Consider the following 20015-nt stretch of genomic DNA (forward strand, 5'->3'; position numbering starts at 1 on the left):
ATCAAGTGCTGTTTAGAGAAATGCCAAATCCTACTCAAACCAAAAAGGCATTGGAAGATTTGTTTGGCGCGAATTACAATGATGACTTAATTGCTAAGGTGCAAAGTTGCATTGAGCGCTTTTTAGCAAAAGGGCGTGCTATTCATATTTCAGACTTACAGGATATTGTGCAAGATGCGATGGAGATGATTGATGTCACACATAGTGATATTTTAAAAGTTGTGTCATTTAAAGTGACCACAGGGCAAGATAAAATTGCTGACGCTGAAGTTACCGTCGAGCTCAATGGTCAGCTTTATTATGCATCAAATAAAGGAGTTGGTCCCGTTGATGCCATTATTCAAGCTTTATGTAAAGCATGCCCTAGTGAGATTCAATATCAGTTGACTGATTACAAAGTACAGATTCGCGGGCAGGGTGCTGATGCAGTTGTTTATGTCGAAATGAAGTTGATAAAAGGCAGTCAAAACTCCGTAGGCAAAGCCGTCTCGCCTGATATTATTCAAGCATCTGTTGAAGCGTTTATTGATGCGTACAATATTGCGCATCCGGCATAAAAACAAAGGAATATAATCATAATGACAAATCAAAAGTTAAATCGTTACAGTCAAGTGCTAACTCAGGATAAAACGCAAGGTGCTTCACAAGCCATGCTCTATGGCACGGGAATGCATGAAGCGGATATGAACAAAGCACAAGTTGGTATTGCCAGTGTTTGGTATGAGGGTAATACCTGTAATATGCATTTAAATCAACTAGCACAATATGTAAAACATAGTGTCACCAAAGCAGATCTTGTTGGCATGCGCTTTAATACGATTGGTGTTAGTGACGGCATTTCAATGGGAACCGATGGCATGAGCTATTCACTACAATCACGCGATTTAATCGCTGACTCTATTGAAACTGTGATGTCTGCGCATTGGTATGATGGATTGGTCGCTATTCCTGGATGCGATAAAAATATGCCTGGATGTATGATGGCATTGGGGCGTTTAAATCGCCCAGGTTTTGTGATCTATGGTGGTACGATTCAAGCCGGTGTCGTGCGTGGCAAACCTGTCGACATCGTCACAGCTTTCCAAAGCTATGGAGCATGCTTAGCAGGCAGTATTAGTGAAGAAGAGCGCGTTGAGACGATTAAAAAAGCATGCCCTGGTGCTGGGGCTTGTGGTGGCATGTATACTGCTAACACCATGGCATGTGCGATTGAGGCAATGGGGATGAGCTTGCCATTTAGTTCATCAACCCCAGCGACCGATGTGAAAAAGATTCAAGAATGTGATAGAGCCGGTAGCGTTATCGAGAACTTATTAGCATTAGATATTAAGCCACGCGATATCATGACCAAACACGCCTTTGAAAATGCGATGGTTGTGATTACCGCAATGGGTGGTTCAACCAATGCAGTGCTCCATTTAATCGCTATTGCGCATTCGGTAGGTGTCAAATTAACTTTGGCAGATTTTCAGCGTATCAGTGACAAAGTGCCATTACTGGCAGACTTTAAGCCAAGTGGAAAATATGTGATGGCAGATTTGCATGCAATTGGTGGCACACCGGCTGTCATGAAAATGTTGCTAAAAGAAGGGTTGTTGCATGGCGATTGTATGACCGTAACGGGTAAAACATTGGCTGAAAATCTAGCTGAAGTCCAAGAGTTGGCACAAGATAATGATATCATTCGGCCATTAACTAATCCGTTGAAGGCAACAGGGCACTTACAAATGCTATTTGGTAATATCGCGACTGAAGGTTCAGTGGCTAAGATTACAGGAAAAGAAGGTGAAACGTTTACAGGCATTGCCAATGTATTTGATGCTGAAGAAGAATTAGTAACAGCCGTTGAAAAGGGGCGCGTTAAAAAAGGTGATGTCATTGTTATTCGCTATGAAGGACCCAAAGGTGGACCTGGCATGCCAGAAATGTTAAAACCAACGTCATTAATTATGGGCGCGGGATTAGGACAAGATGTCGCATTGATTACTGATGGGCGTTTTTCGGGTGGCTCACATGGCTTTATCGTTGGACATATTGCCCCTGAAGCACAAGCAGGAGGTAATATTGCGTTGATTCAAAATGGAGATAAGATCACAATTGATGCTGTCAATAATCGCATTGATGTTGATCTATCGGATGATGAGCTTAACGCGCGTCGTGCGAATTGGCTAGCTCCTGAGCTTAAAGCTAAACAGGGCGCTTTGAAGAAATATATTAAGACAGTTGCTTCTGCCTCTGAGGGATGTGTCACTGATTTGTAAATTTTTAAAATGACAAAAAGTCATAAAATCATCTGGTGTTTTTGATGACAATTTGTCATAATTGAGCAAGATTTACAACAAGGAGTAAAAAATGCTAAAAAAAGGCAAGATAAATCCGGTAGCAAAGAGCCTTGCTAAACTTAATTATAATGCAGGGTTTCATGAAAAAACGCATAAAGCAAAGCGAGCTAAAGAAAAGCAGAAATTATTGAAATCATTATCACGTAGCTTTGATAGCTATTTAATGGGTTTGTTTTCTGAAGCAAATTAATTAGATAGCTATTAAGTAAGTCAGCGATGATAATCATTAACAAAGAGCTTATCATAAAGTTTTGTAAGAAGCATGCGCGTGCTAAGAAAAGTTTTGATCCGCTTCTTAAAATCATAGAAAGCAATGACTTTGATGGGGTTAGACACCTGACTGAAACATTTAAAACAGCAGACTATGTTTATCATGTTTTTACAATTTTTGATGTGGCAGGACATAATTATCGCATGGTAACGATTGTTGATTATGATTTTGCAGTGATTGATGTGAGCCATATATGGACGCATGAAGAGTATAATAAAAAGCAATATATACTCAAAAAAGAGGCAAAGAAGCATGCTAACGATAAATGATATTAGTAAATCTTGGGTTTTATTAATGCCATATTTAGAGGCATATAAAACCAAGAAACAGTATGAGGCATCAAAGCGATTATTGCGCGAGCTCATGAGTTTGTCAGCAGATGACAGAACAGCAGAGCTTCAATCTTTTGCCAAAACATTAGCTAAGCAAGTCGCTTATTATGAACAGAAGCATTTAGGTGCAGATAATAGTGCAGAGGCTAAAGATATCTTAGCTTATTTAATAAAAGCAAATGGTCTAACTCAGAAAGATTTGCCTGAGATTGGTTCGCAGTCACTGGTGTCTAAGATTCTAAATGGTGAAAGGGAATTAACACTCGAGCATATTAAAGCGTTGTCGAAGCGTTTTAATGTTTCCATTAGTACATGGTTTTAGGGTCTTTTTAGTAGATCCTTCCATTTTTATGGGGATAGATAAGTAGATAAATAGCGTTCCCATGCCCTGAGCTCAGTCGAAGGGTGCCTCTCTAAGAAAGGCTTCGGCTACGTTCAGCTAACAATCACGCAATGGTTGGCTTCGACTAAGCTCAGCTAACAATCACGCAATGGTGGCTTCGACTTCGCTCAGCCAACGGTTTATTTTACTTGGTTGATTATGTATTGAGTCAACATCGGTACAGGGCGACCAGTGGCAGTGGCTTTCTCAAAGCCTTTCATTGCTGAGCCTGCAACATCCAAATGTGCCCAAGTATATTTTTCAGTGAATTTGGATAAGAATAGGGCTGCTGTAATGCTACCTGCAGCAGGACCACCAATATTATAAACATCAGCAATCTCACTTTTTAACTGTTCATGATACGCTTGATGTAAAGGCATATGCCATGCGTGATCATGACTTTCTTCAGCAGCAAGCTTTATATCATTTACTAAGGCGTCATTATTGCCAAATAATCCAGTTATGTCGCCACCCAGAGAGATGACCATGGCACCTGTTAAAGTAGCAACATCAATAACCACCTTAGGATCATAGCGCTCGATATAAGTCAATGTATCACAAAGTGCTAAACGACCCTCGGCATCGGTGTTACCGATTTCAACCGTAATGCCTTTCATGCTTGTCAAGACATCACCTGGACGATAAGAGTCACCATCAAGTGAGTTTTCAACCAAGGCAACAGTGCCGATGATATTAATTGGTAAGTTAAGCTCAACGATTGCCTTCATTGTTCCAAAGACAGCGGCAGCACCACCCATATCCATCTTCATGCTACCCATGCTTTGCCATGGTTTTAAGCATAAGCCGCCTGTGTCATAGACTAAGCCTTTGCCAACTAACACGATTGGTTTGTCATCTTTGTTACCACCACGATATTCCATGCAAGCAATATAGCTTGGCATGCTAGAACCACGTCCTACAGCCGTAATGCAACCCATACCGAGTTTATGCATTTCGTCTTCATCAATGTAATGTAATGATCCATGCTTGCTACTATCCATTAACTTTTTAGCTTCATTTAATAAATAATCAGTGGTGCAGATATTTGCTGGAAAGTTTTTTAGGTCCTTGGCGTAGTTTTGTCCGTGCGCTACTGCTTGTGCAACGTGGATTTCATTAGCTACTTCGCTAGCTGATTGGGTAACAATATCAACTTGCGTTAGTTTGAAGGTTTCTTTCTCAGATTTTAATTGATCAAAGACATAAGCAGCATTGATGAGTCCTTCAACAAATGTGCGGATATGATTATCACCAATCGATTGGGTGTCTACCGCAAAACGATCAATGTTTAATGATTTTAATTGCTTGTATAGAGCGGCAACAGCCTTTCTTAGAGAATTGGTGTTTAGTTTATCTTTTTCACCTAAGCCAACGGCAAGATAGTTTTTGCCATTATCTACGCCAAAGTAGGTGCTTGCGACTTTTGCTTTAAAAAGTCCCTGCGTCAGTGCATCTTGAATGGTGGTGATTGTGCTGTCGTCGTTATCAAAAATAAATACGATTTCAGTCTGTAATGGGCTTTGTGTCAGTGCATTAATTTGCATAATATCCCTCATGATTTTAGATTACAAATTCAGAGGTTGCAGTGTCGCATAGATACAAAGCGATTTGCAAGTTACTATCAGCAGATTAGAATTCGTAGCTAACACCAAAGGTATAAGCGTCAGCAAAAGGTTGTTCACCGCGGTTATATAGAAAGTAACGACTACTTTGGAAGAAAATATTAAAACCTAAGATCTGATAGCCCATACCAATGGCAATCGCTGGGCGCCATAATGTATTAGGAAATAGGTTTTCATCAATGCCTGAGATGCGGTTATAAGCATAACCTAATTTAGCCGTTAAATTTAAACCAAGCGGCAAATCTAAATTGGCGGTAGCATAAAATGGGATAGTCGTTAAATCACCCGTTTGATTGTTGAGCTTAACCGTGCTGTTGAGATAGTTTAGCTCTGTTTCAACACCAAGTTTTAATAGTGGGAAAACCGAAAACTGATAACCAACAAGAAAACCTGTGGTGATATTGTTATCGGCATTTAACTCGCTTGAGGAGTGACTAACCCCACCTTGGGCGCCGACATAAAGACCTGCGTAGACAGAGCTTGTAGTGATTAGGCTAGCTAGTGTGAGAGATGATAATATTTTTTTCATAAGCTTAATCCTTGTTATTAGATACTGTAACCTGTGGAGGATACGTTACTATTTGAGCCAATCCAATCTGTATGAAAGAACTCACCGCGTTTTTTATCCAAACGCTCATAGGTGTGCGCGCCAAAGTAGTCACGTTGTGCCTGAAGTAAATTTGCCGGCAAGCGTCCTGTGGTAAAGCCATCAAAGAAGCTTAAGCTTGAAGTCAATGCTGGCATAGCAACACCAGCTTCAATGCCTTTGGCAACGATGCGTCGAACACTTGGCAGTGCATTGCTAATAATCTTTTTAAAATAATCATCAAATAGTAAGTTTTGTAATTGAGCATTATTGTCAAATGCGGCTTTGATCTTGTCTAAAAATACGCTGCGGATAATGCAACCTTCGCGCCACATCAGCGCAATATCACCGTAATTAAGATCCCAGTTGTAATGTTGAGAGGCTTCTTGCATGAGCATATAACCCTGTGCATAAGAGATGATTTTGGCAAATAACAGTGATTGCTGTAAATCATGTAATAACTCCTCAGAAACGGTAAGTTTAGCATATGATTTCTTGCCGTAAATGGCTTCAGCTTCAACACGAATATCTTTTTGTGCAGAGATGCAACGCGCGAAAACGCTCTCAGCAATGAGTGTTAACGGGATGCCTAAATCAAGTGCATTGATACCTGTCCATTTGCCTGTGCCTTTTTGACCGGCAGTATCTAAGATACGGTCTATAACATAGCCTTGAGCATCTTTGAACTTGAGGATGTTAGTAGTAATCTCAATTAAATAGCTATCTAATTCGGTTTTATTCCATTTCTCAAAGATTTTACTTAGTTGTTCATTGTCTAAGCCTAACAGATCTTTCATAAACTGATACGCTTCACAAATGAGCTGCATATCACCATATTCGATACCATTGTGAACCATTTTGACAAAGTGACCAGCGCCGCCATTGCCAACCCACTCACAGCATGCTTCACCTGCGGGTGTTTTAGCAGCAATTGCTTGGAAAATAGGCTTGACTGCATTCCATGCTTCAGGCATGCCACCAGGCATCATTGATGGTCCAAAACGCGCGCCTTCCTCACCACCTGAAACACCCGTGCCAATAAAGTATATGCCCTTAGCTTTAAGTGCATGCGTGCGACGTTCGCTATCGGTGAAATTGGAGTTGCCGCCATCAATAATGATGTCACCTTTATCTAAATGTGGGATTAAGGCATTGATAAACTGATCAACCACCTCTCCGGCCTTGACCATTAGCATGATTTTGCGCGGGCTCTTTAACTTAGACAGCATATCTTCAATTGAGTATGCACCAATGATGTTTGTGCCTTTGGCATTGCCATTTAAAAACTCATCGACTTTGCTCGTTGTACGGTTGTAAGCAACAACATAAAAGCCATGATCATTCATATTTAAAATTAGATTCTGTCCCATTACTGCCAAACCAATAACGGCAATATCTACCTTTTGTTGCAGTGCTTGCATCAAAACGCTCCTAAACTTATTCTGAATTTTGCGAGCATTTTAAAACTTTAGTCAGGCAAGATAAAGGCTTTTATTGGAGGTGAAAAAAGGTAACAAGATTTAAGTAAAAGAAGTTTCTTGAGTTGATATCGGTATGTCAATGACAAATAAAAAAAGGGTATATGGCAATAATGTGATCAGGTTTAGTCGCTAAGGTAATAATTCGTGCATTTGTTCGGTCTTGGACAGAGATTCCTTGCTCTTGGAAGATGACCTTTAAGCGTTGCCTTTTATGACGATCAATTGGGCGACAACGATCCCCTGCTTGACGCGAGCGAATCATTAAATCATCTAATGCAAATGTTGTTTGCTGTTGTTTATTAAGCCAATGCAATATATCGATGTCAGTAGCGGTTAATGAGGCTTGTGCTGTATTGCCCTCAATAAGCAAATAACCTTTGGTTATAGATAAATGATTTTCAGCTAATGTATAGTGCCAATTACTTTGCATATTCTGTGTGCCAGCGTGAATTTGTAATAACTGCGCTTGCGAAGGGTAAATATTATGTTCAGTTAGCCACATTTTTAAGAGTTGCTTTTGCTGTAACGATGAATACCCTTTAAACTGAAGCAGATCAAGACGTTTATCAGTAGCTATTTTTTTCAAATGTGGTGCTAATAACTCATGTATTAAACGATCAGCTTCATCGCATAACTCGGCACTGCGCGCGAGTGTGGTGCCTGCTTGCGGTGCTATTTCACGTAGTTTTGGCATGATATTGTGACGAAGGGCATTGCGCCTAAAATCAGTGGATTGATTGCTTTCATCTTCAATCCATACTAGATCATGATCTTGGCAATATTGTATAAGTTCACTCTTTTTAAGATCTAAAAAAGGACGAAGCAATAAGCCATTGGCAAAAGTTTTCTCTTTGGCAATCGCTGCAAGCCCTTTTAAACCATGCCCACGCAATGCTTGCAATAAAAAAGTCTCTGCTTGATCTTCAAGGTGATGGGCGGTAAGCAATAAACTATTAGGTGTCTGTTGCATCACGGATTTAAAAAATGCATAGCGTTCAGTGCGTGCCCAGTTTTCAATATTCTTACGCTTAGTTGGCGGTGAAAGTTTGTGGGCAATAAATTTGATATTTAAATCAGTTGCTTGCGCCTGACAAACATCAAGCCAGTGATCGGCGTTTTTACTTAAGCCATGATGAATGTGAATGGCGTGGATATTGATATTACTCTTTAGCTGTGCCGTTAAGTGCAACAAGGCAGTTGAATCAACACCTCCACTATAAGCAACATAAATATGTTGAATATGATGTTGTGTTACAACGTTATCAATGAGGTCAACTGCCGGATGCATGGATTCTAGAATAAAACGCGTGAGCGAATCGTGCCATCAATGGCTTTAAGCTTTTGCAGTAAGGCGCGTGAGGTTTCTTCACTACTATCAATGTCAATAACAACATAGCCAATATTAGCAAGGGTTCGCAAAAACTGACCTTCGACGTTGATGTTATGATCAAAGAAAACACGGTTAATCGCGCGCATCATCCCTGGCTTATTCTCATGGATATGCAAGATTCTATGAACATTATCCTGTGTTGGTAGAGAAAGTTCTGGAAAATTCACGGCTGAGATGGTGGAGCCATTGTCGCTATATTTAATGAGCTTATCAGCCACTTCAACGGCAATGTTTTGTTGTGCTTCTAAGGTACTGCCACCAATATGTGGTGTTAAAAATACATTATCAAGCCCTATAAGCGCGCTTTCAAAAACTTCATCATTACTTGATGGTTCTTTTGGGAAAACATCAATTGCCGCACCTTTTAGATGTTTGATTTTAATTGCTTGTGCTAAGGCTTGGATATCAATAACGCTACCGCGTGAGGCATTGATCAATACACTGCCTTTTTTCATGAGCATAAGCTCTTTGGCAGTAATCATATTTTTAGTAGCTGGTGTGTCTGGCACGTGCAAAGTAATAATATCTGATTTGTTTAATAATACCTCTAAGTTAACACTGGCGGTGGCATTGCCAAGGGGGAGTTTATTTTCAATATCGTGAAAAAATACCTTAAGACCTAGGCTTTCTGCTAACACACTGACTTGAGAGCCTATATGACCATAGCCAATAATACCTAGTGTTTTGCCACGTACTTCATGTGCGCCACTGGCCGATTTTATCCAATTTTGACGATGCATCTGCATATTTTTGTCAACAACATTGCGATAGAGCAAAATCATCTGACCAATGACAAGCTCAGCCACACTACGTGTGTTAGAAAAAGGCGCATTAAAAACGGGGATGCCAAGGCTTTGGGCAGTTGTTAAATCCACCTGATTGGTGCCAATGCAAAAGCAACCAATGGCAATTAAATGAGGGCAAGCCTTTAATACTTTGTCGGTTAATTGTGTGCGTGAACGCACGCCAACGATCTTAACATTTTGTATAGCTTCAATAAGGGCATCATCATCCAAAGCATGCGTCAGTGAAGTGATATTGCTATAGCCCGCTTTGATAAAAGCGTTATGCGCTTGGGTGTGTACACCTTCAAGTAATAGCACTTTAATCGCACTGCGATCAAGAGAGGTGGTTTGTTTTTCTTGTTCGTTCATTAGACAGCTACCTGTGCTTTAATGGCTGGGTGACATTGATAATTAACGATCTCAAAGTCATCGAATTGATAATCAAAAACTGTTGATGCCTTACGTTTGATATGTAACGTTGGCAACGGCAGTGGGGTGCGTGTTAGCTGTTCATCAATTTGCGCGTGATGATTGCTATAAATATGACAATCACCTCCTGACCAAATAAATTCACCGACCTCAAGATCACACTCTTTGGCGACTATATGCGTTAACAGCGCATAAGAGGCGATATTAAAAGGCACACCTAAAAATGCATCGGCTGAGCGTTGGGTGAGCATGCAGGATAACCTACCATCAGCAACATAAAATTGAAATAGCGTGTGACAAGGGGGTAATGCCGCTTTGCCCATTTTGACATTGTCTTGTGGTGAGATCGATTCATCGGGCAAAACACTAGGATTCCAACTATTAACGATGATTCGTCTTGAATCAGGGCGAGTTTTAATTAAGTTGATGGCTTCTTCGATTTGATCAATCACTTCACCATCAGGTGTTTGCCAACTGCGCCATTGTTTGCCATAAATAGGACCCAAATCACCATCTTCAAGTGCCCAGTCGTTCCAGATGCGCACACCATGTTCGGCAAGATAATTATTATTAGTGTCTCCCTTTAAGAACCATAATAATTCATGAATGACACTTTTAATATGAATTTTCTTAGTCGTAACTAATGGGAAGCCTTCTGTTAAATCAAAACGCATTTGATAGCCAAAGACACTTTGTGTGCCAGTGCCGGTGCGGTCAGCCTTGGTGACGCCATGTTCCTTGATGTGGCGCAAAAAATTAAGATATTGCTGCATTGTTATCCTTCGTCTTTTCTTCTGCTTCTTCTGCTTCTTGTGTTTTTTGCGTTCTTTGTGTAGTGATATATAACAAAATAATCAAGCCTACAACAACCATTGGTGTCGAAAGCAGTTGTCCCATGGTCATCCAGTTAAAGAGCATGTAGCCCATTTGTGGATCCGGTTGGCGGAAAAATTCAGCGATAAATCTAAATAAACCATACCATAATAAGAAGTTTGCAGAAACAAATAGGCGTGGACGTTGTTTTCTGGAGATAAACCACAAGATCAAGAATAATACAACGCCCTCAAGCGCAAACTCTAAAAGTTGTGAAGGGTAACGTGGCAGCGGCCCACCATTAGGAAACACCATGCCAATCGATGAGTCAGTAACACGTCCCCATAACTCACCATTGATAAAGTTACCCAAGCGTCCCGCACCCAAACCAATCGGCACCATCGGCGCGATAAAGTCTAAGATATCAAAAACATTGCATTTATACTTGCGGCAAAATAATGAAATAGCAAGAATTACACCGATTAAACCACCATGGAATGCCATACCGCCATCCCAAACTTTGAAGATAATCCAAGGTGCATGAATGAAGTTATTAAAATCATAAAACAGCATATAGCCAATACGCCCGCCAAGGATCACCCCTAGGGCTGCGTAAAAAATCATATCAGAAACTTGTGCTTTGGTAATTGGGCTGTAGCATTTCTTGCAGCGAAGCGTCGATAGAAACCACGCACCAGCGAAGCCGACTAAATACATGATGCCATACCAGTGCACTTTTATCGGACCAAGTGATAAAGCAACTGGGTCAATGTTTGGGTAGATAAGCATTTGTCTTATTAATAGATCAAAAGTAGGCATATTATAGCGAGATCAGGTAAGATTTTATAGCGTTTAGCGCCAATAAAATCTTATAAACAAAGACAGTGAAAAAACACTTTCGCTTATCAAGTTGTTTGCTACAATTATTTAGAATTAAATCAACAAGGAAGACGACCTACGTGGAAGTTAGTAATTTTTTTGCCTCAGCAACCTATATCCCTATTGTGTTAATGGTTATTTTATTATTGGGATTCGCTTGTCAATGGTTGGCGTGGCGTCTGCGTCTGCCGGCAATTTTATTTTTATTGATTGTCGGGATTTTATTAGGGCCTGTAAGTCAATTAGTTCTTGGGAATCATTATCAATTTTTAAATCCTGAACTTGTATTTAATGGTATGCTCTATCCGATTGTTTCAATTTGTGTGGCAATCATTCTTTTTGAAGGCTGTATGAGCTTGAAATTCAGAGAGATCAAAGGTTTGGGTGGAACCGTTAGAAATATTGTCACTATTGGGCTTTTAATTACTGCGGTTTTAACGGCCTTTCTAGTGCATTATATCTTTGATATTTCTTGGAAAGTTGCAGCGCTTATTGGCGCGATCTCTTCAGTCAGTGGACCTACTGTTGTTGTGCCGATTTTGCGTAGTGTGCGCCCAACGGAGAAGCTTGCTAACATCATTCGTTGGGAAGGAATGTTAGTCGATCCAATTGGTGCGTTGTTGGCTGTGATTGTCTTTACCGCGATCACTGCTTCGCAATATAATGCTTTTTGGCATATCACCGTACATATTTTATTGGTGTTTATCGTCGGTGGAATTGGTGGATTGGTTGCTGGGTTTTTATTGGGTACGGTACTTAAAAAGCAGTGGGTGCCAAGCTATTTAAATAACATGTTTGTCCTGTCTTTTGTGATTACTAGTTTTGTGATTGCTGAGCATATTGTTGAAGGTGGCGGGCTTTTGATTGTCACCATTATGGGCATTATTGTCGGTAATATGCCTAATGCGCATATTGAGGAAATTCTTGATTTTAAAGAGTCTTTAAGCCTGATCTTAATATCAAGTTTATTTATTATTTTAGGTGCGAATGTTAGTTTTGAGTACTTAGAAGCCGTATGGTGGAAGGCCATTGTATTGGTGCTGATACTGCAATTGATCGTCAGACCAATTGCTGCAGGCTTCTCAACTTTGGGCAGTGAGCTTAATTGGCGTGAGCGTGTGATGGTAGGGTGGATCGCACCCCGCGGGATCGTTGCCGCTGCCGTAGCTGCGTTGTTTTCCATAAAAGTCATTGAGAACTTGGGTTTGCCGCAAGAAGGTGAATTACTCGTTCTTATTGTCTTTATGATTATTTTAGGCACGGTGATTATTCAGAGTCTTACTGCACCATTTTTGGCAAAAGTATTACATGCATCGGCTCCTGAGCCACGCGGATTTTTAGTCATTGGTGGTAACACTTTAGCCAGAAACATTGCTAAGGAGCTTCACAATAATGATGTGCATGTTGTGCTTGCTGATACCAGTTGGCGTAGTGTTCAGGCGTGCCGTTTGCAGGGTTTGACCTGTTATTATGGCAGTTCGGTATCAGAGCATGCCGATTGGCATTTGAATCTGGTAGGAATTGGGCGAATGCTCGGCTGTTCTTCCAGTGAGCAAATGAATACATTGGCAGCTGTGAAGTATTATCGCGAGTTTGATGGGCGTGCTTCTGTATTTGTCTTACCAACAGCTCAGAATAAAGCGAACTCTAAGTTAACGTATCTTACTAAAAAGTATGCCAAGCGTTTGTTTAGTAAAGACCTGTCATATCAAACATTAAGAAGTATCATCAAGCAAGGTGGGCAAGTCAAAACGACAACCATCAGTAATGAGTTTAGTTGGGAGCAGTTTTTGTCTCTCAATCAACAGGCGATTCCACTGTTTTATATCAACAAAAAATCACAAATTCATGTAGTATCCCCTGATAGTCAATATGCTCCTGAAGCAGGTTGGCGTGTGATTTACCTGATGCCGCCTGAGAATTGGGTTGTTGAAAATGATGAAGAGTAGTGGTGTTCAATATTAAAGTTACATCGAGTTTTAATTACCCCTCACCCGCGCAGCGTGCGCTGCACGACCTCTCCCGCAAGGGGAGAGGTAAGTGGCTATGCAAATATTATCAGATGTTTTTTTTGGATTCTCGGATCAAGTCCGAACATGACAACGAATCGTCATATTTGGGCTTGACCAAGATATCCATGCTTACCAATAAATTATTGTTTGAGTAATTATAGCTATTCAATAACGCCACCACCTAAACAAATTTCACCATCATAAAATACGATCGATTGCCCCGGTGTAATCGCGCGTTGAGGTTGGTCAAATATAACTTCTACTTGGTCTTTAGTTACCATGACCTGACATGCTTGATCTGCTTGGCGATAGCGTGCCTTGGCAGTGCATCTAAAGCGATCAGCAGGCGGGTGCCCTTTGACCCAATGCAATTTAACCGCAGTTAAGCTTTGTCTTAATAGTAATGGGTGGTTATGGCCTTGAACGGCAATTAATACATTATTTTCAAGGTCTTTTTGTGCGGCAAACCATGGAATTTCGGGGCGATTTTTAACCCCGCCAATGCCCAAACCTTGACGTTGACCGATAGTGTAATACATCAAGCCATCATGTTTGCCGATGACAATACCGTTTTCATCATGAATCTCCCCTGGTTGCGCAGGTAAATATTGGTTCAAAAAAGCCTTGAATTTACGCTCACCAATAAAGCAGATACCCGTGCTGTCCTTTTTGTTATGTGTGATAAGGTCATGTGCTTCAGCAAGCGCGCGAACCTTTGGTTTCTCAAGTTCACCGATTGGGAATAATGCATAATGTAATTGTTGCTGCCCTAAAGTGTAGAGAAAATAGGACTGATCCTTGTTGTGATCTAAGCCTTTTAATAATTGATGCTCGCCATTTGACAGTGTTCTTTTTCTGGCGTAGTGCCCTGTGGCAATATGCGTACCACCCAGATGTTTGGCATAGTCTAAGAAGGCTTTAAATTTAATTTCTTTGTTGCATAGAATATCAGGGTTTGGTGTGCGTCCGGCTTTGTATTCTTCTAGGAAATATTCAAAGACGTGATCCCAATACTCTGCCGCGAAATTAATTTTGTTAAATTCAATACCAATACTTTGACAAATACTTTGCGCATCTTTGATATCTTCTTCTGCAGAGCAAAACTCGTCATTGTCATCCTCTTCCCAGTTTTTCATAAAAACACCGGTGACATTAAAACCTTGCTCTTTGAGTAATAAGGCGGCAACGGATGAGTCGACACCACCGGAGACGCCAACAATAATTTTCTGTGACATAAGCTCTAAAATGATCAAAAAATAATGCGACCATTGTGCCGTGATTTATGAAAATTTGCAAAAAATAACTTTTCTCTTGGTAAATGTTTGCTTTGATTCAACACGGAGAAAGATTCACTAACAGTGATTGAAACTGGTGCATGAGTGTTAATGATTAGCTCATCTTACACCCATGCATTGCGCCCCCACGCAAACCTGATGGAGATTAAAACATAAGCTAATTGAAATGAGTAATAAAAAAACAAAATAGGGGTATTAATGAAAAGAATATCTACTGCTCCCTGTTTATCGTTCCCTGAACGAAGTCGAAGGGAGCGATAAAGTAATTTTAAAGAGAGTGGTAAAACCATAAAGGCTTCGACTAACGCTCAGCCAATGCTTATACGATAAAGTAGATGGGGTGTGGATTTAACTCAAGGCTTGTGCCAAACTAGCTGATTTATCTGTTTTCTCCCAAGTGAAATCAGCATCTTCGCGACCAAAATGACCATAGGCGGCTGTTTTTTGATAAATCGGACGCAGTAAATCAAGTTGATGTGTAATGGCATAAGGGCGTAAATCAAAGTGTTCAAGAACGAGCTTCTCAATAATATCATCATCCAATTTACCTGTGCCAAAGGTGTTAACCATAATTGATGTTGGGTTAGCAACACCAATAGCATAAGAAACTTGAATTTCACATTTATCCGCTAGACCACTAGCAACGATGTTCTTAGCGATGTATCTACCCATGTAGGCAGCAGAGCGATCAACCTTCGATGGGTCTTTGCCGGAGAATGCTCCACCACCGTGATGTGCTGCTCCGCCATAGGTGTCGACGATAATCTTGCGTCCCGTTAAACCGCAATCACCAACAGGCCCGCCAATAACAAATTTACCTGTCGGATTAACAAAGTATTTGGTTTTATCTGTTATCCATTCTTTCGGTAAAACCGGTAGAATGATTTCTTCAATTACTGCTTCTTCAATTACTTTTTGTGGAATTTCAGGCGCGTGTTGAGTCGAAATGACTACTGTATCAACGGCAACAGGCTTACCATCGACATAACGCAATGTGACTTGTGATTTAGCGTCAGGGCGTAACCATGAGAGTGTTTTATTTTTGCGTAAAAACGCTTGGCGCTGCATGAGTTTATGTGAGTAATAAATGGCGGCGGGCATTAGTGTTGGGGTTTCATTGGTGGCAAAGCCAAACATCAAACCTTGGTCTCCAGCGCCTTGATCTAAGGGGTTGGAGCGATCAACACCTTGGGCAATTTCAGGGGACTGTTTACCAATAGCGTTGATTACCGCGCAACAGTTGCCGTCAAAACCTAAGTTATCTTTGTCATAACCAATATCAATTACGACATTTCTGACGATTTCTTCAATATCAACCCACGCTGAGGTGGTAATCTCGCCGGCAACAAGTGCCATGCCTGTTTTGACTAGGGTCTCACAAGCAACTCGTGCGTTTTTATCTTGAATTAAAATAGCATCTAAAACTGCATCAGAAATTTGATCGGCAATCTTATCTGGGTGTCCTTCAGAAACAGACTCAGAGGTAAATAAAAAATCATTTGCCATGATATTTTTCCTTTTATGTTTGTTGTGTACAAGCTAAAAGGCTTCTAGAGGAAAAGTCTATAGAAACGCTTTAGCGGTGTTGTTTTATGTCGCCCGCAAGTTGTCTTTAAATCAGCGACAGTGTAATTACAGTTAGTTATGCTAACGCCAACAAAGTGGTCTGTCAAAATATTTAGAATTTTTTTGATTACAATAAGGCGTTTGCTCAAAGGGATTGACTACACTCTAAGCTTAAATTGAAGGGAACAATAAAATAACAATGGCTTCGACGAACGCTCAGCCAATGGCGTCAATCGTGCCCTGAGCTTAAGCCGAAGGGAATAATAAATAATAATGACTTTGATTAATGCTCAGCCAAAGTTCATAACAGAGAATGGAGGGCGGAGATAGAGGTTTTGTTTTTATCGGAGTGATTTACTTTGCTTGATTAATGATTTCCTGTAACTCACCATTTTCATGTAGTTCAAGCACAATATCGCAGCCGCCAATTAATTCACCATTGACATACAGTTGTGGGAAAGTTGGCCAGTTGGCGTATTTAGGTAAGGTGGCACGAATCTCAGGATTCTCCAAAATGTTAACAAAAGCAAAAGGCTTGCCACAGGCTTGAATGGCAGCAACCGTATGTGCTGAGAAGCCGCATTGTGGCATTTTAGGAGTGCCTTTCATGTAAAGTAGGATGCTGTTATCAGCAATTTGTGATTTTATTGTTTCGATTACTTTTTCTTCATCAAAATTATGGTTTGTATGCATTATTGTTTCCTTATTATTGTCTTAACTTGAAAAGATACAGGATTAGTATTATATTGCGCGGACATCATATATCAATTTCTAAATTTTGGTCAACCAACAAGGAGCAAGAAATGTTTGAATTACCACAGTTACCATACCCTAAAAATGCCTTAGCACCCGTGATCTCTGAAGAGACGATTGAATACCATTATGGCAAGCATCATCAGGCGTATGTCACTAACTTAAATAACTTATTAAAAACAGATGAATTTAAATCTTTTGCCGGTAAATCATTAGAAGACGTCATTTTGACCTCAAAAGGTGGAGTGTTTAATAATGCAGCACAAATCTGGAATCACACGTTTTATTGGAACTGCCTAACACCGAATGCTAAAGCAAAACCCGAAGGCGCGTTATTGCAAGCAATTGAGAAAAAGTTTGGCAGCTTTGATGCCTTTAAAGAAGCGTTTAGTAAAACAGCTGTAACTACTTTTGGTTCTGGCTGGGCGTGGCTTGTGAAAACTAAACAAGGTGAGCTTGAGCTAGTAAGCACTGGTAATGCGGCATGTCCATTAACCGAAGGTCACACACCACTTTTAACCTGTGATGTATGGGAGCATGCTTACTATATTGATTATCGTAATGCGCGTCCAAAATATGTCGAGGAGTTCTGGAGTATTATTAATTGGGACTTCGTTGCTAAGCAGTTTGCTCATTAGGGTGTATGCTGTAGAGCTGGAATTATTTAGCCATAAGAGAAAAGTATGAAAATACAACAATATCTTAAGCTTTTTTTGTTTTTACCCTGTATTTCGCTTACCTTTGCGGATGTCGGTACAGTTAACGCTGATATCAAGAGTAAGATGGCAGTGCAAAAGAGCGAGCTTGAGTTGCGATTTGGTCATCCAACCTATGAGCAGACGCTGCATTATCGAAAGATGTATAGCAAAAAACCCTTCCCAGACGCCAAGATATTTTATTATGACAACGGTGTGTATAAGCTGATTTCTGAAGGTGAGAACCATTATGGTGTATATGTGATGCAAGGCACTTTCCAAGATCAGACTTATACGGTTAGATATATTTCTCTACCATCACCAGACTGGGGTAATAAGACAGCGTTTCATCAGTTGACTTTTATTAATCTGGGCAAGCAGGATGACGGTGTTTTTATTCAAAACGCGATTACCGAGATCGGGGAGGCAATTGCACAACAAAATGGGATCTTCACTATTCAGAAAAATACCGTGGTTAACCCGGTAACTGAAAAATGGCAATAACTTGTGTTTGATGCAATTCAGCGATATAAATTTAGACTTAGTAAGTCTTGGCAAAATCACAAAAGTTCTATAGAATTGACCGGCTTTTGAACTTTGGAGAATATGTATGGCACGTGTAACAGTAGAAGATTGTTTAGAGAAAATTGATAGTCGCTTTGAATTAATTGTTTTGGCCTCAAAAAGAGCGCGTTTCTTGAGTCTAAGTGGACAAGAGCCACGTGTCGACTGGGATAATGATAAGACAACCGTTGTTGCTTTGCGTGAGATTGCTGATGGCAAAATAAACAAAGTAGAAATCCGTGCTGAACAGGAATATTAAAAAGATTAACAAAAATAAAAAATATTGATTTTAGGCGTTGACTTTGAATTTTTTAACCCTATAATCTCATCTCGTTCTCGGGTGCTTAGCTCAGCTGGGAGAGCATCGCCCTTACAAGGCGAGGGTCGGGGGTTCGAACCCCTCAGCACCCACCAGAGATTTAAAAGGCTTCCAATTGGGAGCCTTTTTTGTTTGTGTCACATAATAGTGCTTGAGTTTTAAGCTGCTATCTGTGACAATAGCGCGGCTCTTTGCTGTTGCCCTTAAATTAGGCGCGCAATAGCTTATCGAGAGTAGATACGATAAACCGAAAGGAGTAAAATTATGAAACATTATGAAATCGTGTTCATGGTTCATCCTGATCAAAGCGATCAGTTGCCAAACATGTTACAAAAATACCGTGAAATCGTTGAGTCTAGAGGCGGAAAAATTCACCGCTTGGAAGACTGGGGACGTCGTCAACTTGCTTACCCAATCGCTAAGCTTCATAAGGCGCATTACATTTTGATGAATATCGAGTGTGATACTGAAGCGTTGAACGAGTTAAACGAATCATTCAGATATAATGATGCGATTCTACGTCGTTTAGTACTTAATCAAAATGAAGCGATCACTGAACCATCAATCATGATGGCAAAAGATGAGAAAAAAGAAGTTAAAGAAACAAGCCAAGCGGCTGAGTGAGGAGAGGAAAGATGCGTCCAAATCGTCGTCGTAAAGTATGTCGTTTTACCGTTGAAGGCGTTAAAGAGATCGACTACAAAGATTTAAATACATTGAAAGGTTATGTCACTGAAACTGGCAAAATCGTTCCAAGTCGAATCACAGGTACATCTACTAAGTATCAACGTCAACTTGCTAATGCAATCAAAAGAGCAAGATTTTTAGCGTTGATCCCTTACTGTGATCGTCACTTTAACTAGTCTTTAAGTTTAGAGGTCTTTGACAATGCAAGTTATTTTAAAAGAAAAAGTAGAAAACCTAGGTACGCTAGGTAGTGTTGTAAATGTGAAGTCAGGTTATGCGCGTAACTACTTAGTGCCTTATGGCAAAGCAGTTCAAGCAACTGAAGCAAACATTGCTGCTTTTGAAAAGCAAAAAGCAGAATTACAAAAATTAGAAGCTGAGCGTTTAACAACGGCTAAAGCAAAAGCTGAGAAAATCTCAGGTCAAGTATTCACAATCAAAGCAGCTGCTGGTGATGGTGGTAAACTATTTGGTTCTGTTGGTACGAAAGAAGTTGCTGATGTTATCGCGGTAGCGGGTGTTGAAGTTGAAAAACGTCACGTACGTATGCCAGAAGGTATCATCCGTTCATTGGGTGAATATGAGTTATCAGTTCATTTACACTCAGATGTTGATGCTGATATCAAATTGGTCGTTATCGCTGAATAATTTCCTCATTATTCACTAATTACGATTACACTTTAAGTAATGAATCAATAATAGGTTGCGTCAGCTAATACCTCTCCCCTTGTGGGAGTGTTTACTCGGCTGCGTTACCCTTGTCATTGATAGTTTATGTGATAAATGACGCAAGTTTCTCTTTTGAATTTCAT

Annotated in this window: 22 protein-coding genes and 1 tRNA gene; 13 read left to right on the forward strand and 10 right to left on the reverse strand. The window is 40.3% G+C overall.

Annotation, left to right across the window (positions count from 1 at the left end; genetic code table 11):
* Positions 1 to 20 precede the first annotated feature (20 nt).
* The 5 genes from ACZ5V8_RS02370 to ACZ5V8_RS02390 all read left to right on the forward strand — a co-directional run bounded on the left by ACZ5V8_RS02370 (position 21) and on the right by ACZ5V8_RS02390 (position 3267).
* The gene (locus ACZ5V8_RS02370) at positions 21 to 557 is read left to right on the forward strand and encodes an alpha-isopropylmalate synthase regulatory domain-containing protein (protein WP_464218704.1); all 537 of its coding nucleotides are present in this window, start codon (positions 21 to 23) and stop codon (positions 555 to 557) included.
* A gap of 21 nt (positions 558 to 578) precedes the next feature.
* Complete coding sequence (ilvD, locus tag ACZ5V8_RS02375) at positions 579 to 2261, forward strand: dihydroxy-acid dehydratase (protein ID WP_464218192.1); 1683 nt, start codon at positions 579 to 581, stop codon at positions 2259 to 2261.
* Between the two features lie 91 nt (positions 2262 to 2352).
* Complete coding sequence (locus ACZ5V8_RS02380; RefSeq protein WP_440615853.1) at positions 2353 to 2532, forward strand: hypothetical protein; 180 nt, start codon at positions 2353 to 2355, stop codon at positions 2530 to 2532.
* Between the two features lie 26 nt (positions 2533 to 2558).
* Complete coding sequence (locus ACZ5V8_RS02385) at positions 2559 to 2882, forward strand: type II toxin-antitoxin system HigB family toxin (protein ID WP_464218193.1); 324 nt, start codon at positions 2559 to 2561, stop codon at positions 2880 to 2882.
* Positions 2866 to 3267, forward strand: a complete 402-nt coding sequence (locus ACZ5V8_RS02390; RefSeq protein WP_464218194.1) for a helix-turn-helix domain-containing protein — start codon at positions 2866 to 2868, stop codon at positions 3265 to 3267. The genes ACZ5V8_RS02385 and ACZ5V8_RS02390 overlap by 17 nt, the downstream gene beginning before the upstream one ends.
* 200 nt (positions 3268 to 3467) lie before the next feature.
* On the opposite strand, the gene ACZ5V8_RS02395 is transcribed toward ACZ5V8_RS02390, so the two are convergent.
* The 7 genes from ACZ5V8_RS02395 to lgt all read right to left on the reverse strand — a co-directional run bounded on the left by ACZ5V8_RS02395 (position 3468) and on the right by lgt (position 11222).
* Positions 3468 to 4871 carry a leucyl aminopeptidase gene (locus tag ACZ5V8_RS02395; RefSeq protein WP_464218195.1) on the reverse strand — a complete coding sequence of 468 codons (1404 nt, stop codon included), beginning with the start codon at positions 4869 to 4871 and terminating at the stop codon, positions 3468 to 3470.
* Between the two features lie 85 nt (positions 4872 to 4956).
* Positions 4957 to 5478, reverse strand: a complete 522-nt coding sequence (locus ACZ5V8_RS02400; RefSeq protein ID WP_464218196.1) for an outer membrane beta-barrel protein — start codon at positions 5476 to 5478, stop codon at positions 4957 to 4959.
* 17 nt (positions 5479 to 5495) lie between these two features.
* Positions 5496 to 6956 (reverse strand): decarboxylating NADP(+)-dependent phosphogluconate dehydrogenase, encoded by a 1461-nt coding sequence (gnd, locus tag ACZ5V8_RS02405; protein ID WP_464218197.1) that lies wholly within the window; start codon positions 6954 to 6956, stop codon positions 5496 to 5498.
* A 136-nt stretch (positions 6957 to 7092) separates the two neighbouring features.
* Entirely contained in the window at positions 7093 to 8304 is a 1212-nt protein-coding gene (tilS, locus tag ACZ5V8_RS02410; RefSeq protein ID WP_464218198.1) for a tRNA lysidine(34) synthetase TilS, read from the reverse strand.
* 5 nt (positions 8305 to 8309) lie between these two features.
* Entirely contained in the window at positions 8310 to 9560 is a 1251-nt protein-coding gene (gene serA / locus ACZ5V8_RS02415) for a phosphoglycerate dehydrogenase (RefSeq protein ID WP_464218199.1), read from the reverse strand.
* Complete coding sequence (locus tag ACZ5V8_RS02420) at positions 9560 to 10393, reverse strand: thymidylate synthase (protein ID WP_464218200.1); 834 nt, start codon at positions 10391 to 10393, stop codon at positions 9560 to 9562. Before ACZ5V8_RS02420 ends, serA begins: the two co-directional genes overlap by 1 nt.
* Complete coding sequence (lgt, locus tag ACZ5V8_RS02425; RefSeq protein ID WP_464218201.1) at positions 10377 to 11222, reverse strand: prolipoprotein diacylglyceryl transferase; 846 nt, start codon at positions 11220 to 11222, stop codon at positions 10377 to 10379. The genes ACZ5V8_RS02420 and lgt overlap by 17 nt, the downstream gene beginning before the upstream one ends.
* A gap of 170 nt (positions 11223 to 11392) precedes the next feature.
* Between lgt and ACZ5V8_RS02430 the strand changes: the two genes are divergently transcribed.
* Positions 11393 to 13261: a cation:proton antiporter gene (locus ACZ5V8_RS02430; protein WP_464218202.1), complete on the forward strand. Its 1869-nt coding sequence runs from the start codon at positions 11393 to 11395 to the stop codon at positions 13259 to 13261.
* A 224-nt stretch (positions 13262 to 13485) separates the two neighbouring features.
* Here the strand turns inward: ACZ5V8_RS02430 and mnmA are convergent, their stop codons facing one another.
* The 3 genes from mnmA to grxD form a co-directional block, all read right to left on the reverse strand.
* Complete coding sequence (gene mnmA / locus ACZ5V8_RS02435) at positions 13486 to 14559, reverse strand: tRNA 2-thiouridine(34) synthase MnmA (RefSeq protein WP_464218203.1); 1074 nt, start codon at positions 14557 to 14559, stop codon at positions 13486 to 13488.
* 408 nt (positions 14560 to 14967) lie between these two features.
* Positions 14968 to 16125 (reverse strand): methionine adenosyltransferase, encoded by a 1158-nt coding sequence (gene metK, locus ACZ5V8_RS02440; RefSeq protein WP_464218204.1) that lies wholly within the window; start codon positions 16123 to 16125, stop codon positions 14968 to 14970.
* A 414-nt stretch (positions 16126 to 16539) separates the two neighbouring features.
* Positions 16540 to 16878, reverse strand: coding sequence for a Grx4 family monothiol glutaredoxin (grxD, locus tag ACZ5V8_RS02445; RefSeq protein WP_464218205.1), 339 nt, complete (start codon positions 16876 to 16878; stop codon positions 16540 to 16542).
* A 110-nt stretch (positions 16879 to 16988) separates the two neighbouring features.
* Between grxD and ACZ5V8_RS02450 the strand changes: the two genes are divergently transcribed.
* From ACZ5V8_RS02450 to rplI, 7 genes are all read left to right on the forward strand, one after another.
* Positions 16989 to 17576, forward strand: a complete 588-nt coding sequence (locus ACZ5V8_RS02450; RefSeq protein ID WP_464218206.1) for a superoxide dismutase — start codon at positions 16989 to 16991, stop codon at positions 17574 to 17576.
* 45 nt (positions 17577 to 17621) lie between these two features.
* Positions 17622 to 18137, forward strand: coding sequence for a hypothetical protein (locus ACZ5V8_RS02455; protein WP_464218207.1), 516 nt, complete (start codon positions 17622 to 17624; stop codon positions 18135 to 18137).
* A gap of 106 nt (positions 18138 to 18243) precedes the next feature.
* Positions 18244 to 18456, forward strand: coding sequence for a DNA-directed RNA polymerase subunit omega (gene rpoZ / locus ACZ5V8_RS02460; protein WP_117002188.1), 213 nt, complete (start codon positions 18244 to 18246; stop codon positions 18454 to 18456).
* A gap of 79 nt (positions 18457 to 18535) precedes the next feature.
* Positions 18536 to 18611 (forward strand) — tRNA-Val (locus ACZ5V8_RS02465).
* A gap of 169 nt (positions 18612 to 18780) precedes the next feature.
* Positions 18781 to 19140, forward strand: coding sequence for a 30S ribosomal protein S6 (rpsF, locus tag ACZ5V8_RS02470; RefSeq protein WP_440615836.1), 360 nt, complete (start codon positions 18781 to 18783; stop codon positions 19138 to 19140).
* An 11-nt stretch (positions 19141 to 19151) separates the two neighbouring features.
* Positions 19152 to 19379: a 30S ribosomal protein S18 gene (gene rpsR / locus ACZ5V8_RS02475; RefSeq protein ID WP_117002186.1), complete on the forward strand. Its 228-nt coding sequence runs from the start codon at positions 19152 to 19154 to the stop codon at positions 19377 to 19379.
* 25 nt (positions 19380 to 19404) lie between these two features.
* Positions 19405 to 19851: a 50S ribosomal protein L9 gene (rplI, locus tag ACZ5V8_RS02480; protein ID WP_440615835.1), complete on the forward strand. Its 447-nt coding sequence runs from the start codon at positions 19405 to 19407 to the stop codon at positions 19849 to 19851.
* Positions 19852 to 20015 lie beyond the last annotated feature (164 nt).

The sequence above is a fragment of the Cysteiniphilum sp. GTC20157 genome, assembly GCF_055396795.1.